Source organism: Corynebacterium guangdongense, assembly GCF_030408915.1.
GTDB classification, from domain to species: Bacteria; Actinomycetota; Actinomycetes; order Mycobacteriales; family Mycobacteriaceae; genus Corynebacterium; species Corynebacterium guangdongense.
Genome location: NZ_CP047654.1, coordinates 1,511,374 through 1,525,814, shown reverse-complemented (window position 1 = coordinate 1,525,814; position 14,441 = coordinate 1,511,374). Strand labels below are relative to the sequence as shown.

Genomic DNA, 14,441 nt, shown 5'->3' with positions numbered 1-14,441 from the left:
ACATCTTTTTGTCGCTAGATCTACCCCTTAAACGGAAGGCAAGGACCAGAAAAGTGCTGCGTACCCATCTCGCCGGAGACCTCCGCAAAGACCTGGACGGTCAGACCGTCACCCTGACCGGATGGGTCGCCCGCCGTCGCGATCACGGTGGCGTGATCTTCATCGATCTGCGTGACCGCACCGGTCTGGCTCAGGTCGTGTTCCGCGAGTCCGACGTCGCCGAGGCGGCCCACGACCTGCGCAGCGAGTACTGCGTCCAGGTCACCGGCGTCGTTGAGCCGCGTCCGGAAGGATCCACCAACCCGAACCTCGCCTCCGGCGAGATCGAGGTCAATGTCGCTGAGCTGAAGGTGCTCTCCGAGTCCGCGGCCCTGCCGTTCCAGGTGGAGGACACCTCCTCCAACGAGGTCGGCGAGGAGACCCGCCTGAAGTACCGCTACCTGGACCTGCGTCGTGACCGCCAGGCCACGGCCCTGCGTCTGCGCTCCGCCGCGAACAAGGCGGCCCGCACCGTCCTGGACAAGCACGACTTCACGGAGATCGAGACCCCGACGCTGACCCGCTCCACCCCGGAGGGGGCGCGTGACTTCCTGGTTCCGGCCCGTCTCAAGCCCGGCAGCTTCTATGCCCTCCCGCAGTCCCCGCAGCTGTTCAAGCAGCTGCTCATGGTCGCCGGTATGGAGCGTTACTACCAGATCGCCCGTTGCTACCGCGACGAGGATTTCCGGGCGGACCGCCAGCCGGAATTCACCCAGCTCGACGTCGAGATGTCCTTCGTCGATCAGGAGGACGTCATCGCCCTGGGCGAGGAGATCCTCACCGAGCTGTGGAAGCTCATCGGTTACGACATCACCACCCCGATCCCGCGCATGACCTACGCCGAGGCCATGCGCCGCTACGGCTCCGACAAGCCGGACCTGCGCTTCGACATCGAGATCACCGAGTGCACTGAGTTCTTCAAGGACACGACCTTCCGCGTCTTCAAGAACGAGTACGTCGGCGCCGTGGTCATGGAGGGTGGCGCATCCCAGCCGCGCCGTCAGCTCGACGCCTGGCAGGAGTGGGCCAAGCAGCGCGGCGCCCACGGACTGGCCTACATCCTCGTTGGCGAGGACGGCGAGCTGTCCGGCCCGGTCGCCAAGAACATCACCGAGGCTGAGCGTGCCGGCATCGTCGAGCACGTCGGCGCGAAGCCGGGTGACTGCATCTTCTTCGCCGCCGGCGAGACCAAGTCCTCCCGTGCCCTCCTCGGCGCCGCCCGCGGCGCCATCGCCGAGAAGCTCGGCCTGATCAAGGAGGGGGACTGGGCCTTCGTGTGGATCGTCGACGCCCCCATGTTCGAGCCGGCCGCCGACGCGACCGCCTCCGGTGACGTCGCCCTGGGCAGCTCCGCCTGGACCGCCGTCCACCACGCCTTCACCTCCCCGAAGCCGGAGTACATCGACTCCTTCGACGAGACCCCGGGTGAAGCCCTGGCCTACGCCTACGACATCGTCTGCAACGGCAACGAGATCGGCGGCGGCTCCATCCGTATCCACGACCGCGAGCTGCAGCAGCGCGTGTTCAACGTCATGGGCATCTCCACGGAGGAGGCTGAGGAGAAGTTCGGCTTCCTGCTCGACGCCATGAAGTTCGGCGCCCCGCCGCACGGCGGCATCGCCTTCGGCTGGGACCGCATCGTCTCGCTGCTGGGCGGCTTCGACTCCATCCGCGACGTCATCGCCTTCCCGAAGTCCGGCGGCGGCGTCGATCCGCTGACCGAGGCACCGGCGCCGATCACCGCGCAGCAGCGCCGGGAGGCGGGCCTGGACGTCAAGCCGAAGAAGACCGCCGAGAAGGCTCAGGACAAGGGCGAGGACGCGACGGCGAAGTAGCCGACCGCCGGCCTCGTGCTGAATCGGTTCCGCGGGGGAGGCGTCGCTTCCCCCGCGGACCGCTACCTGCCGTACCGTGGTCAGCACACCGCTGAACGACGGTATGGCCAAGGAGAGTAGAACCACCGTGCTCAACCCCACCGAGATTGTCGACGTCGCCGAGGACCTCCTGTCCAACCGCTGCGGCGGCAGCCAGGAGCTCCACGACGTGGAACAACTCACCGGCTCGGGCGCCGCGACCGTCCTGCGTGCCCGCGTCGCCCCCTCACCCTTCCTGCAGCAGCGCAGCGTCGTGCTCAAATACATCCCGGAGACCGGGGACAAGCTTGACGACGCCGCCCTCCTGCGCGAGGTGGCGGCCTACCAGTTCACGAACTCCCTGTCCGAGGAGGTCCGCCCGGGTCCGGTGCTGCTCGCGCACGACATCGCCAAGCGCATCATCGTGCTCACCGACTCCGGAGACGGGGACACCTTCGACGATCTCCTCCGGCACCGCGGCACCGAGGAGCGGCGGGAGATCCTGCGCAACCTGGGGAGCTCGCTGGGACGCATGCACGCCGCCACGGCAGGCAAGGAGCAGGCCTTCGAGACCCTGCTCGCGCGCCTGCTGCGCAACCACCCCGAGATCGCCGAACTGCACGAGCAGCGCGACGAGTCACTCGGTTTCGCCGTGACCGCGGGCGTCGAAATACTCGAGGCCGGCGGGATCAGCGTCCCGCGGGAGGTCCGCACCCTCGCCGACGAGTCCAACACTCGTCTGACGGTGGGACGGGCACGCGCCTTCACCCCCTTCGACCTCTCCCCGGACAACATCATCGTCTCCGACAAGACCCACTTCCTCGACTACGAGTGGGCCGCATTCCGCGACGTCGCTTTCGACATCGCATGCGTCATCGCCGGTTTCCCCCAGTTCGTCTCCACCCGACCGATCACCGACGATGAGGCCGTCATCTTCATCGAGTCCTGGGTGGAGGAGGTGAGCGACATCTGGCCGAACGCCCGCAACGAGGACATGCTGCACAGCCGCATCACCATCGCGCTGATCGGCTGGGCCATGTCGTCTCTGTCGCTGATGCGCTACGGCAGCCTGTCCGGCGTCGTCGCGCAGACGGCCCGCGCCGTGGACGCGCAGAAGGCCGAGGAGTACCCGAGCCTGCTGCGCCCCGCCTCCGAGGCCCCGTTCACCCAGGACGAGCTCCTGGTGCGCCGCGATTTCTACGAGACCTTTGAGGCCCTCCAGCGCTTCGCCGCCGCCGGCCGTGCACCGGAGCACCCGGTGGTCGCGGCCTTCGCCGCCGAGGTGGCGGCCAGGGTCGCTGAACCCGGCCTGAAGTAGCTCAGCGATGGCACAGGACGCGCTCTTCGACGCCGGCGGCGGAGGCGAATTCCGCGCCGAGGGCGCCGTCTCCGCGGACGACCAGGTCGGCGCCCGTGGAACGAGCTTTTTTGCCCATGGCCCGGGGGCGCCGCTGGCCGCGCGGATGCGACCGCGCAGCCTCGACGAGATCGTCGGGCAGGACCACCTCCTCGGCGAGGGCAAACCCCTTCGTCGTCTGGTGGAGGGATCAGGTGAAGCCAGCGTCATTCTCTACGGACCGCCGGGAACGGGCAAGACCACCGTCGCCTCGCTCATTGCGGCGGCGATGGGGCAGAACTTCGTCGGCCTCTCCGCCCTCAATTCCGGGGTCAAGCAGGTCCGCGCGGTCATTGACCGCGCCCGCCGCGACCTCATTGAGGGCAAGCGCACGGTCCTGTTCATCGACGAGGTCCACCGCTTCTCCAAGACCCAGCAGGACGCGCTGCTCGGCGCGGTCGAGAACCGTACGGTGCTGCTGGTGGCGGCGACCACCGAGAACCCCTCCTTCAGCGTCGTCTCCCCACTGCTGTCCCGCTCCCTGCTGCTGCAGCTGGTTTCGCTGGAGCCGGAGGGACTGCGCACCGTTCTGCGCCGCGCCATCGAGGACAAACGCGGTCTGGACAACCGAATCCGGGTCAGCGAGGACGCCATCGAGCAGATCGTCCTGCTCGCCGGCGGAGACGCCCGCCGGTCGCTGACCTACCTGGAGGCCGCCGCGGAGGCGGTCGAGGACGGCGGGGAGCTGACGCTGGAGACCGTCCGCAACAACGTCAACCGCGCCGTCGTTCGCTACGACCGCGACGGCGACCAGCACTACGACGTGATCAGCGCGTTCATCAAATCGATTCGCGGCTCCGACGTCGACGCCGCCCTGCACTACCTGGCCCGGATGATCGAGGCGGGGGAGGACCCGCGCTTCATCGCCCGCCGGCTGGTCGTCCACGCCTCGGAGGACATCGGCATGGCCGATCCGACGGCACTGCAGAGCGCCGTCGCCGCCGCGGAGGCGGTCCAGTTCATCGGCATGCCGGAGGGGCGTCTGGCGCTGGCCCAGGCGACCGTGCACCTGGCCACGGCCCCCAAGTCCAACGCGGTGTACATGGCCATCAACAAGGCGCAGGCCGACGTGCAGGCTGGCCGGCTCGGTCCCGTGCCGCCGCACCTGCGCGACGGCCATTACGAGGGCGCCACCCGCGTCGGCAGCGCCGTCGGCTACCGCTACCCGCATGACGATCCGCGGGGCGTGCTCGCCCAGCAGTACCTTCCCGATGAACTCGCCGACGCCGTGTACTATCAGCCCACCGACCACGGTCAGGAGTCTCGCATTTCCCAGTTCCTGGGACGTCTTCGTGGGATTGTCCGGGGCCGGGGGTAATGTAGTGCGCTGACAATCGTTTAGTAGTTCAGCGCCCCCAACGTCAGGAAGGCTCCAGTGCAGACTCACGAGATCCGGGATCGGTTCACCAACCACTTCGTCAACCTGGGACACACCGCGGTTCCCAGCGCGTCGCTCATCCTGGATGACCCGACCCTGCTGTTCGTCAACGCCGGCATGGTCCCCTTCAAGCCGTACTTCCTGGGCCAGCAGAATCCGCCGTTCGAGAACGGCACCGCCACCTCGATCCAGAAGTGCGTGCGCACCCTGGACATCGAGGAGGTCGGCGTCACCACCCGACACAACACGTTCTTCCAGATGGCGGGCAACTTCTCCTTCGGCGCCTACTTCAAGGAAGGCGCCATCAAGCACGCGTGGGCGCTGCTGACCAACCCGCTCGAGGAAGGTGGCTACGGCCTGGATCCGGAGCGTCTCTGGGTCACCGTCTACCTCGACGACGATGAGGCCGCGGAGATCTGGGAGAAGCAGATCGGCGTCCCGGCGGAGCGCATCCAGCGCCTGGGCATGGAGGACAACTACTGGTCCATGGGTATCCCGGGCCCGGCCGGCCCCTGTTCGGAGATCTACTACGACCGCGGTCCCGAGTACGGCCAGGACGGCGGACCGGCCGTCGACGACAACCGTTACCTCGAGATCTGGAACCTGGTGTTCATGCAGTTCGAGCGCGGCGAAGGCGACAAGAAGGGCAACTTCGAGATCCTGGGTGAGCTGCCGAAGAAGAACATCGACACCGGCATGGGCGTCGAGCGCGTGGCCGCCATCCTCCAGGACGTGGATAACGTCTACGAGACCGATCTGCTGCGTCCGGTCATCGACGCCGCCCAGGAGATCACCGGCTCCGTCTACGGCGAGAAGCACGAGAACGACGTCCGGTTCCGCGTCATCGCCGACCACGCCCGTACCGCGATGATGCTCGTCCTCGACGGCGTCACCCCGTCCAACGAGGGCCGCGGCTACATCCTGCGCCGTCTGATGCGCCGCATCATCCGCTCCGCCCGTCTGCTCGGCGCCACCGGCGCGACCCTCGAGAAGTTCATCAGCACCATCATGGACACGATGACCCCCTCCTTCCCCGAGATCGCGGACAACCGTGAGCGCATCCTGCGCGTCTCCGCGACGGAGGAGAAGGCCTTCCTCAAGACCCTTGAGTCCGGAACCCAGCTTTTCGACGAAACTGCGGCGCAGGTCAAGTCCTCCGGCAAGACCGTGGTCGGCGGTCATGAGGCGTTCCAGCTCCATGACACCTACGGCTTCCCCATCGACCTCACCCTGGAAATGGCGGCGGAGGCCGGCCTCGAGGTCGACATGGCCCAGTTCGACAAGGAAATGGCCGAACAGCGTGCCCGCGCCAAGGCCGACAACAAGGCCAAGAAGCACGGACACGTCGACGAGTCGGTCTACCGTGACTGGGTCGACAACAACCCGACCGAGTTCTTCGGTTACTCCGACCTGACCGGCGAGTCCACGGTCATCGGCCTGGTGTCCAACGGCCAATCGGTCACCTCCGCCCAGGCCGGCGACGAGGTGGAGGTCATCCTCGACGCGACCCCGATGTACGCCGAGTCCGGCGGCCAGACGGGTGACCGCGGCCGCCTGGTTTCCGGCGACACCGTCCTGGAGGTCACCGACGTCCAGAAGATCGCCAAGAAGCTCTGGGTCCACAAGGCCACCGTCGTCTCCGGCGGCGTCGAGCTGGGCCAGAAGATCACCTCCGAGGTCGACAGCGCATGGCGCCACGGCGCTACCCAGGCCCACACCGGCACGCATCTGATCCACGCCGCCCTGCGTCAGGTCCTTGGCCCGACCGCGGTCCAGGCGGGCTCCCTGAACCGTCCCGGCTACCTGCGCTTCGACTTCAACTACACCGATCAGCTCAGCGACGCCCAGCTGGAGGAGATCACCCTCATCGCCAACCAGGCCGTCGACCGGAATCTGGCGGTCAACACCATCGAGACCTCGCTGGACGAGGCCAAAAAGATGGGCGCCATGGCGTTGTTCGGTGAGAACTACGGCGACCAGGTCCGCGTCGTCGAGATCGGCGGGCCCTTCTCCATCGAGCTCTGTGGCGGCACCCACGTCGACAGCTCCGCCGAGGTCGGCCCCGTCGCCGTGCTGGGCGAGTCCTCCGTCGGCTCCGGCGCCCGCCGCATCGAGGCCTATTCGGGCATCGACGCGTTCAAGCACTACTCCAAGGAGGCGGCGTTGGCCTCCGGGCTGGCCTCCAGCCTGAAGGCTAAGCCGGAGGAGCTGCCGGATCGCATCCAGTCCCTCACCGAACGGCTCAAGTCTGCCGAGAAGGAGATCCAGAACCTGCGCACCCAGCAGCTGCTGGCCAACGCCTCCGGACTCCTGGAGCAGGCGGAGACGATCGGCACGACCACCCTCGTCGCCGTGACGCTTGACGGAGTCTCCGGGGCGGACCTGCGCACCCTGGCCAGCGACCTGAAGAACCGTCTGGCAGGTCAGTCCGCGGTCGTTCTGCTGGCCTCCGTCGACGGTGACAAGGTGCCGTTCATCGCGGCCGCCACCCCGTCCGCGGTGGACGAGGGACTCAAGTCCGGTGACCTGGTCAAGACCTTCGGCCAGTATGTCGGCGGCCGGGGCGGCGGCAAGCCGGACATGGCGCAGGGCTCGGGCTCGGACGTGGCCGGCGTCGACGCCGGGTTCGCGGCCGTGCGGGACGTGCTGTCCTCCCGATAGAGATAACAAACCGATCACGGACACGCCGGGAGGGAAACCCTTCTCGGCGGTTCCGTGGCGTTAGGTTGTAGCCGTGGCACGTCACAGGACGTGACGTGCAACCCGAGTGCCCCATGGAGCCCCCGCGTTCTGGCCGTCGTCCCCGTGCACGACAGCTGCCGCTCCGTCGGGGCTAGACTCAAGCCCGCACCCACCAAGGACTTGATAGGCATTTAGTCAGGTCCCCACAAGGAAAGGCCCGACTACGCGCATGACGCTTCAGCCGGATGTGCCCGGGGTCGACGATCCCGGCCCTGGACGACGAATCGGACTCGACGTCGGAACCGTCCGTATCGGTGTCGCCTCCTCGGACCGGGACGCCCGCCTGGCCACGCCGGTGGAGACGGTCACCCGCCAGACCGGTTTCAAGGACCGTGACAAGGCCGACATTGACCGGCTGGTGGAAATCATCAAGGACTACGCCGCGGTGGAAATCGTCGTGGGGCTGCCTCGCAACCTTGACTCCACCGGGTCCAGCAGCGTCAAGCACGCCAAGGAAATCGCCTTCCGCATCGGCCGACGCCTGCGGCGCGACGGCCTGGAGATTCCGGTGCGCTTCGCCGATGAACGCCTGACCACCGTCCTGGCGACCAGCGCGCTGCGGGCCTCCGGCGTGTCAGAGAAAGCCGGCCGATCAGTCATCGACCAGGCGGCGGCCGTGGCAATCCTTCAATCCTGGCTGGACGGGCGAGCGGGCAACCTCGCGGCGGCCGCGGGCCAGGACAGCTTCCCCGACGAGAACGACAGTGAAGAGGATGTAAACCGATGAGCAGGAGCACCCGCGGCGCCGGATCCGCAGCCCACCACGTCCGGCGGATGGAGCCGGTCTACGTCAAGCGCCGCCAACGCGGCCTGGCCGTGTTGATCGCCTCACTGGTTCTTATCGTGGGCGCGGTCTCCTACATCGGGTGGCAGCTGGCAGGTCCCTCCGGCGGCACCTTCTCGGAGGTCAGCGACTACCAGGGCGCGGGCAACGGAACCGAGGAACTCGTGGAGATTCCGGAGGGCGCCTCGCTGACCCAGCTGGCGCCCGAACTCGCGGAGCGCGACATCGTCGCCTCTGAGCAGGCGTTCATCACTGCGGCGGCCAACAACCCGGAATCCAACGCCGTGCAGCCGGGGTTCTTCCGCCTGCAGGGCCAGATGTCGGCCGTGGCCGCCGTCGACGCGCTGCTGTCGCCGGAGAACCAGATCGAGCTTCTCGACGTCCACGGCGGCTCCACCCTCATGGACGTCAACGTCGTCGGCGGCGACGTCCGCTACGGCATCTACTCCATGATCGCCCAGGTCTCCGCCCAGTCCGGCGACGAGAACAACCGGGTCACGCGCGAGCAGCTCGAGCAGGTCGCCGCGAACACGGATCCGGCGCAGCTGGGCGTGCCGGAGTGGGCGCTGGAGCAGGTCCGTTCCCGGGGCGCCGACCCGAAGCGACTGGAGGGACTCATCGTTCCGGGCCGGTACATCATTGACCCTCACATGGACGCAGAGGGCATCCTCACAGACCTGATCACCCGCTCCGCGGTCCGGTACAACGACACCGGCATCGTCGAGCGCGCGGCCGCCGTCGGCCTGACCCCTTACGAATTGGCCACCGCCGCCTCGCTGGTCGAACGCGAGGCCCCCGCCGGCGAGTTCGACAAGGTCGCCCGCGTCATCCTCAACCGGCTCGCCGAGCCGATGCGCCTGCAGTTCGACTCCACCGTCAACTACGGGCTGCCCGACGTGGAGATCGCCACCACCGACGAAGACCGCGCCCGGGTCACCCCGTGGAACACCTACGCCATGGACGGTCTCCCGCAGACCCCCATCGCATCGCCCAGCGACGAGGCCATCCGTGCCATGGAGAACCCGGCAGAGGGCAACTGGCTCTACTTCGTGACCATCGCCAACGACGGCACCACGGTGTTCAACGACACTTTCGAGGACCACCAGCGGGACGTCCAGAAGGCCCTGGACTCCGGCGTCCTCGACTCCAACCGCTAACCCCCTCAATCCCAGGAGAACGTCACCGTGCCCCGCGCCGCCGTACTCGGTTCGCCCATCACCCATTCCTTGTCACCGGTCCTGCACACCGCCGGCTATGACGCACTCGGACTGGAGGACTGGTCCTATGAGCGCATTGAAATGACCGCCGATCAGGTGGCCGACTTCCTCGCCGGGCCGGGCCGCGACTACGCCGGTTTCTCCGTGACCATGCCGAACAAGTTCGCGGCCCTGGAGGCGGCCACGGAGGTCACCGAGCGCGCCCGCGCCATCGGTTCGGCCAACACCCTCGTCCCGATTGACGGCGGCTGGCGGGCGGACAACACCGACTGCGAGGGGATCGCCGGCGCACTGAGGGAACTGCTGGGAGAGGACGCCCGGCCGCGGCACGCCCTGATCCTCGGCGCCGGCGGCACCGCCCGCCCCGCGCTGTGGGCGCTCGCCGACCTGGGGGTGCGCGAGGTCACCGTCGTCAACCGCTCCGACCGTCGTGCGCAGCTGCAGGAGCTTGCCGACGCCCGCGATATCCAGCTCGCGTTCGTTTCCTTCGACGTCGACCTGGCGGAGCTGGCGCTCACCGCCGACGTGATCATCTCGACCGTGCCCTCCGCGGCGCTCGAGGGACTCGAGCCGATGCTGGGACATACGGCGGTTCTGGACGTCATCTATGATCCGTGGCCCACGCCTTTGACCGTTCGTGCCGCGGCCAACGGGTACCCGATCGTCGGCGGCCACGTCATGCTGGCTCATCAATCCTTCAGCCAATTCGAGCAGTTCACCGGCCGGAAGGCCCCGCGGGAGAGGATGCGGGACGCGCTGGAAGGCACACTTCAGTAGTCAGCGATACGCCACTTGGGCTGAGCCGGGGTTTTATGCTCAGCCCATGTGGCTTTCTGCTGCGCTCGGGGGAGCGGTTGTGGTCCTGCTGGCGTGGGCGTCGATGTTGGTGGTCTCCGACCTCGGCCGTCGCCGCCTGCCCGACGCCCTCACGCTTCCCCCGGCGGCCACCGGGGTGGCGGTTCTCGCGCTGGCCGAGCCGTCCCTGCTGCCGGCCGGTCTGTGTTGGGCACTTCTCTACCTGGGGCTCGGGGTCGCCGGTGGTGGAATCGGCGGGGGAGACGTCAAACTGGCGCTGAGCCTCGGTGCGCTGCTCAGCGCCCTGTCGGGAATGAGCGGCGTGCTGATGGCGGTGGTGGCGTCCGCGGCCTTCAGTGTGGCGGTCATGACGCTTCGCGGATCCGCCTCCGCGGCGCACGGGCCCTCGATGATCGCCGCCGCCGTCGTCGTCGGTGTCCTGGCGGCGTTTTCCCGCTGGGGCTGAGCCGCAGCTGACCGCGAGTGGGGGCAAAGTGCCACCGATATGCCCTCCCAGGATGCTGTGTGGGAGAATACCTGCATGCTTCGTTGGACCACCGCCGGTGAATCGCACGGCCAAGCCCTCATCGCCCTCGTCGAGAACATGCCTGCGGGCGTGCCCGTCACGACGGAGGAGATCTCCCGTCATCTCGCCCGTCGTCGCCTGGGCTATGGGCGCGGCGCGCGCATGAAGTTTGAGGCCGATGAGCTGACGCTGCTCACCGGTATCCGCCACGGCGAGACCATCGGCGGCCCAGTCGCCATCATGATCGGCAACACCGAGTGGCCGAAGTGGACCACCATCATGAGCCCGGAAGCGCTGGACATGAGCGATCCCGAGGTGGAGAAGGCGATGAGCTCCGGCCGTGGCGCCAAGCTCACCCGCCCGCGTCCCGGCCACGCCGATTTCTCCGGCATGGTGAAATACGGTTTCGACGACGCCCGCCCGGTCCTGGAGCGTTCTTCTGCGCGGGAGACCGCCGCCCGGGTCGCCGCCGCCACCCTGGCGCGCAACTTCCTGCGTGAGACCCTCGGCGTCGAGGTCATCAGCCACGTTATCTCCATCGGCGCGTCCGAGCCCTACACCGGCCCGGCGCCGACCCCGGCCGACATCGACGCGATCGACCAGAACCCGACCCGGGCCTTTGACGCCGCGGCCGGCGAGTCCATGGTCGCCGAGATCGAGGCCGCCAAGAAGGCCGGTGACACCCTCGGCGGCATCGTCGAGGTCGTCGTCGACGGTCTGCCCATCGGACTGGGCACCCACATCAGCGGCGAGCAGCGGCTCGACGCTCAGCTCGCGTCCGCTCTCATGGGTATCCAGGCGATCAAGGGCGTGGAAATCGGCGACGGCTTCGAGGAGGCCCGCCGACGCGGCTCCGCCGCCCACGACGAGATGGTCCGTACCGAGGACGGGGTGGCCCGACTCACCAACCGTGCCGGTGGCATCGAGGGCGGCATGACCAACGGCCAGCAGCTGCGCGTCCGTGCGGCCATGAAGCCGATCTCGACGGTACCGCGGGCGCTGAAGACCGTGGACATGTCCGACGGCTCGGAGGCGACCGGCATCCACCAGCGCTCGGACGTCTGCGCGGTCCCGGCGGCGGGGATCGTCGCCGAGGCCATGGTGGCGCTGGTGCTCGCCCGTGCCGTGCTGGACAAGTTCGGTGGCGACTCGTTGCCGGAGACCAAGGCGAACATCGCCGCCTACCTGGCCTACGTCGATCAGCGTCTGGCGTTCGAGAACGGCTCCGACGACTGAGTTGTTCACCGGGGAAGGCGGTCGTGCCCCTGCCCGACCCCGGTCAGAGCCCATGGGAATCCCCCGCGACCAGGTACGCGGGACTGAGACAGGAGAAACACACCTTGACTGACCCCACCACCTACCCCAAGGCACCGAACGTGCTCGGTGAGGTTCCCACCATCGCTCCCGTCAGCCCGCTGATCGAGCTGACGGCTGAGGGTGACTATTCCGAACTCGTCCATCCCATCGTCTGCCACACCCGGCCGAAGGTGGTTCTCGTCGGCCCGCCGGGCGCCGGAAAATCGACCATCGGGCGTCGCCTCTCGCGTGCGCTGAGTCTGCCCCTGGTCGACACGGATGACCTGATCGCGGAGGACGCGGGCAAGGCCACCGGCGCCGTCTTCAGCGAGCTCGGCGAGGAGCGCTTCCGCGAGATCGAGGCCGAGAAAGTCGCCGAAGCGCTGACCACCGGTGGCATCGTCAGCCTCGGCGGGGGAGCCGTGCTCACCGACTCGACCCGTGAACTGCTCGCCAGCCATGCCGTGGTGTGGGTGGACGTCTCCGCGGAGGAGGGCGTGCGCCGCACCGGTTCCGACGATTCCCGCCCGGTCCTGGCGGCGGCGAACTTATTCGAGCACTACCGCCAGCTGCTGGAGACCCGCGCGCCGTTCTACCGCGAGGTAGCCGACTACCGGGTCCGCACCGACAGCCGCAGCCCGCAGCAGGTCGTCGCCGACATCCTCGGGTTCCTCGACGCCTACTAGCCGGCTGCCCCAGATTCCCCGAGGAGTCCGGCCGAGTAACATCTCCGGTATCAGGTGCGCCGGTGACGGTGATTTCACCGGCACCCCGCTCCCGCCCCGAGCCTGACCCCGCTCCCGACGCAGACAGAGACGAGATATTCCGTGCCCACCATCACCGTCAACGGTCCGAGCCCATATCCGGTGACCATCGGTCACAACCTCAGCGACGAACTGGCCGATTTCATCACCGACCTGGCGCCGACGAAGGTCGCGATCATCCACCAACCGACGCTGACGGCCGTCGCCCGTCGGGTGTCGGTGGATCTGGAGACCCGCAACATCGATGCAACGATGCTGGTCATCCCGGACGCCGAGGAGGGAAAGACGCTCGAGGTCTGCGGCCGGCTCTGGGACCGGTTCGGTGAGCTCGGCCTCGGGCGGCGTGACGTCGTCATCGGCATCGGTGGCGGCGCCGCCACCGACCTGGCGGGCTTCGTGGCCGCCGCCTGGATGCGCGGCGTTCGCGTCGTGCAGGTTCCGACCACCCTGCTGGGGATGGTCGACGCCTCCGTCGGCGGCAAGACCGGCATCAACACCGCCGCGGGCAAAAACCTGGTCGGCGCCTTCCATGAGCCGACAGCGGTGTTCATCGACCTGGACATCCTGAACACCCTGCCGGAGCAGGAGCTGGTCGCGGGGTCGGCGGAGATCATCAAGACCGGTTTCATCGCCGATGAGCGCATCCTTGAGATCTACGAGACGGAAAAGGACGGTGTCGCCATGCCCAGCCATCGCCTCGCCGAGCTGATCGAGCGTTCCGTGGCGGTCAAGGCGTCGGTGGTCGGCGAGGATCTCAAGGAGTCCGGGCTGCGCGAGACCCTCAACTACGGCCACACCTTCGGCCACGCCATCGAGCTGCGGGAGAACTACGCGTGGCGGCACGGTCACGCCGTCGCCGTGGGCATGATGTTCGTCGCTGAGCTGGCGCACGCCCGAGGACTCATCGACAAGAAGCTCGTCCGCCGCCACCGGAACATCCTCCAGTCGGTCGGCCTGCCGACGACCTACGAACCCGGCCACTTCGACGAGCTCTACGCCGCGATGACCCGGGACAAAAAGAACCGGGACGGCTCGATCCGCTTCGTCGTCCTCGACGGCGAGGTCGGCTCGACCACCCGCCTCGTCGACGCCACCGTCGACGAACTGCGCGCCGCCTACGCAGCAATCTCGGAGGGGTTCTAGATGCCCGCGGTGCGCACCGTTCTCGTCCTCAACGGGCCGAACCTCAACCGCCTGGGCAAGCGCCAGCCGGAAATCTACGGCTCCACCACGCTCGCCGACATCGAGAACTCGGTCACCGAACTGGGGGCCGGGCTCGGTCTCGAGGTCATCTGCCGACAGTCCAACCATGAGGGCGAGCTGATCGAGTGGGTCCATGAGGCCGCCGACAACGGCTGGGCCGTGGTCATCAACCCGGGCGGGTTCACCCACACCTCGGTGGCGCTTCGCGACGCCCTGGCGGAGGTCGCCGACGGCCCCGGATTCGTCGAGGTGCACATCTCGAACGTGCACGCCCGGGAGCCTTTCCGCCAGCATTCCTACCTGTCGCCGATCGCCCGCGGGGTCATCGCCGGCCTCGGAGTCGTCGGCTACGAGTACGCGCTGCGTTTCTTCGCCCCTTAAGGGCCCCGGCCATGCGGTCGGGCGCTAGAGTGGGAGAAATCACGCAGAACGCATCTTTCCCGGGAGG

12 protein-coding genes are annotated in these 14,441 nt (G+C 67.9%); all 12 read left to right on the top strand.

The annotated features are described in order from the left end of the window. Nucleotides 1-53: 53 nt before the first annotated feature. The 12 genes from aspS to aroQ all read left to right on the top strand — a co-directional run bounded on the left by aspS (nucleotide 54) and on the right by aroQ (nucleotide 14,374). Complete coding sequence (gene aspS, locus CGUA_RS07215; RefSeq protein WP_290194192.1) at nucleotides 54-1,874, top strand: aspartate--tRNA ligase; 1,821 nt, start codon at nucleotides 54-56, stop codon at nucleotides 1,872-1,874. A 103-nt stretch (nucleotides 1,875-1,977) separates the two neighbouring features. Then, nucleotides 1,978-3,210, top strand: a complete 1,233-nt coding sequence (locus CGUA_RS07210; RefSeq protein ID WP_374725071.1) for a phosphotransferase family protein — start codon at nucleotides 1,978-1,980, stop codon at nucleotides 3,208-3,210. 7 nt (nucleotides 3,211-3,217) lie between these two features. Further along, nucleotides 3,218-4,606 carry a replication-associated recombination protein A gene (locus tag CGUA_RS07205; RefSeq protein WP_290194188.1) on the top strand — a complete coding sequence of 463 codons (1,389 nt, stop codon included), beginning with the start codon at nucleotides 3,218-3,220 and terminating at the stop codon, nucleotides 4,604-4,606. Between the two features lie 57 nt (nucleotides 4,607-4,663). Continuing rightward, the gene (alaS, locus tag CGUA_RS07200; RefSeq protein ID WP_290194186.1) at nucleotides 4,664-7,327 is read left to right on the top strand and encodes an alanine--tRNA ligase; all 2,664 of its coding nucleotides are present in this window, start codon (nucleotides 4,664-4,666) and stop codon (nucleotides 7,325-7,327) included. Nucleotides 7,328-7,577: 250 nt separating this feature from the next. Beyond that, nucleotides 7,578-8,135, top strand: coding sequence for a Holliday junction resolvase RuvX (ruvX, locus tag CGUA_RS07195; RefSeq protein ID WP_290194184.1), 558 nt, complete (start codon nucleotides 7,578-7,580; stop codon nucleotides 8,133-8,135). Next, nucleotides 8,132-9,349 (top strand): endolytic transglycosylase MltG, encoded by a 1,218-nt coding sequence (mltG, locus tag CGUA_RS07190; RefSeq protein WP_290194182.1) that lies wholly within the window; start codon nucleotides 8,132-8,134, stop codon nucleotides 9,347-9,349. The genes ruvX and mltG overlap by 4 nt, the downstream gene beginning before the upstream one ends. 27 nt (nucleotides 9,350-9,376) lie before the next feature. Then, nucleotides 9,377-10,186, top strand: coding sequence for a shikimate dehydrogenase (locus CGUA_RS07185; RefSeq protein ID WP_290194179.1), 810 nt, complete (start codon nucleotides 9,377-9,379; stop codon nucleotides 10,184-10,186). Between the two features lie 46 nt (nucleotides 10,187-10,232). Beyond that, nucleotides 10,233-10,670 (top strand): prepilin peptidase, encoded by a 438-nt coding sequence (locus CGUA_RS07180; RefSeq protein ID WP_290194177.1) that lies wholly within the window; start codon nucleotides 10,233-10,235, stop codon nucleotides 10,668-10,670. Nucleotides 10,671-10,745: 75 nt separating this feature from the next. After that, nucleotides 10,746-11,966 carry a chorismate synthase gene (gene aroC, locus CGUA_RS07175; protein WP_290194175.1) on the top strand — a complete coding sequence of 407 codons (1,221 nt, stop codon included), beginning with the start codon at nucleotides 10,746-10,748 and terminating at the stop codon, nucleotides 11,964-11,966. Nucleotides 11,967-12,193: 227 nt separating this feature from the next. Further along, nucleotides 12,194-12,712, top strand: coding sequence for a shikimate kinase (locus CGUA_RS07170; protein WP_290198341.1), 519 nt, complete (start codon nucleotides 12,194-12,196; stop codon nucleotides 12,710-12,712). Between the two features lie 141 nt (nucleotides 12,713-12,853). Then, complete coding sequence (aroB, locus tag CGUA_RS07165) at nucleotides 12,854-13,933, top strand: 3-dehydroquinate synthase (protein WP_290194173.1); 1,080 nt, start codon at nucleotides 12,854-12,856, stop codon at nucleotides 13,931-13,933. After that, a complete protein-coding gene (gene aroQ, locus CGUA_RS07160) occupies nucleotides 13,934-14,374 on the top strand; it encodes a type II 3-dehydroquinate dehydratase (RefSeq protein ID WP_290194171.1) in 441 nt (146 codons plus the stop codon). The last annotated feature ends 67 nt before the right edge of the window (nucleotides 14,375-14,441 follow it).

Coding starts and splice junctions, on each gene's coding strand:
- CGUA_RS07210 (WP_374725071.1), top strand. CDS start 1,978: ATGGCCAAGGAGAGTAGAACCACCGTGCTCAACCCCACCGAGATTGTC.
- CGUA_RS07205 (WP_290194188.1), top strand. CDS start 3,218: ATGGCACAGGACGCGCTCTTCGACGCCGGCGGCGGAGGCGAATTCCGC.
- ruvX (WP_290194184.1), top strand. CDS start 7,578: ATGACGCTTCAGCCGGATGTGCCCGGGGTCGACGATCCCGGCCCTGGA.
- mltG (WP_290194182.1), top strand. CDS start 8,132: ATGAGCAGGAGCACCCGCGGCGCCGGATCCGCAGCCCACCACGTCCGG.
- CGUA_RS07180 (WP_290194177.1), top strand. CDS start 10,233: ATGTGGCTTTCTGCTGCGCTCGGGGGAGCGGTTGTGGTCCTGCTGGCG.
- aroC (WP_290194175.1), top strand. CDS start 10,746: ATGCTTCGTTGGACCACCGCCGGTGAATCGCACGGCCAAGCCCTCATC.
- aroQ (WP_290194171.1), top strand. CDS start 13,934: ATGCCCGCGGTGCGCACCGTTCTCGTCCTCAACGGGCCGAACCTCAAC.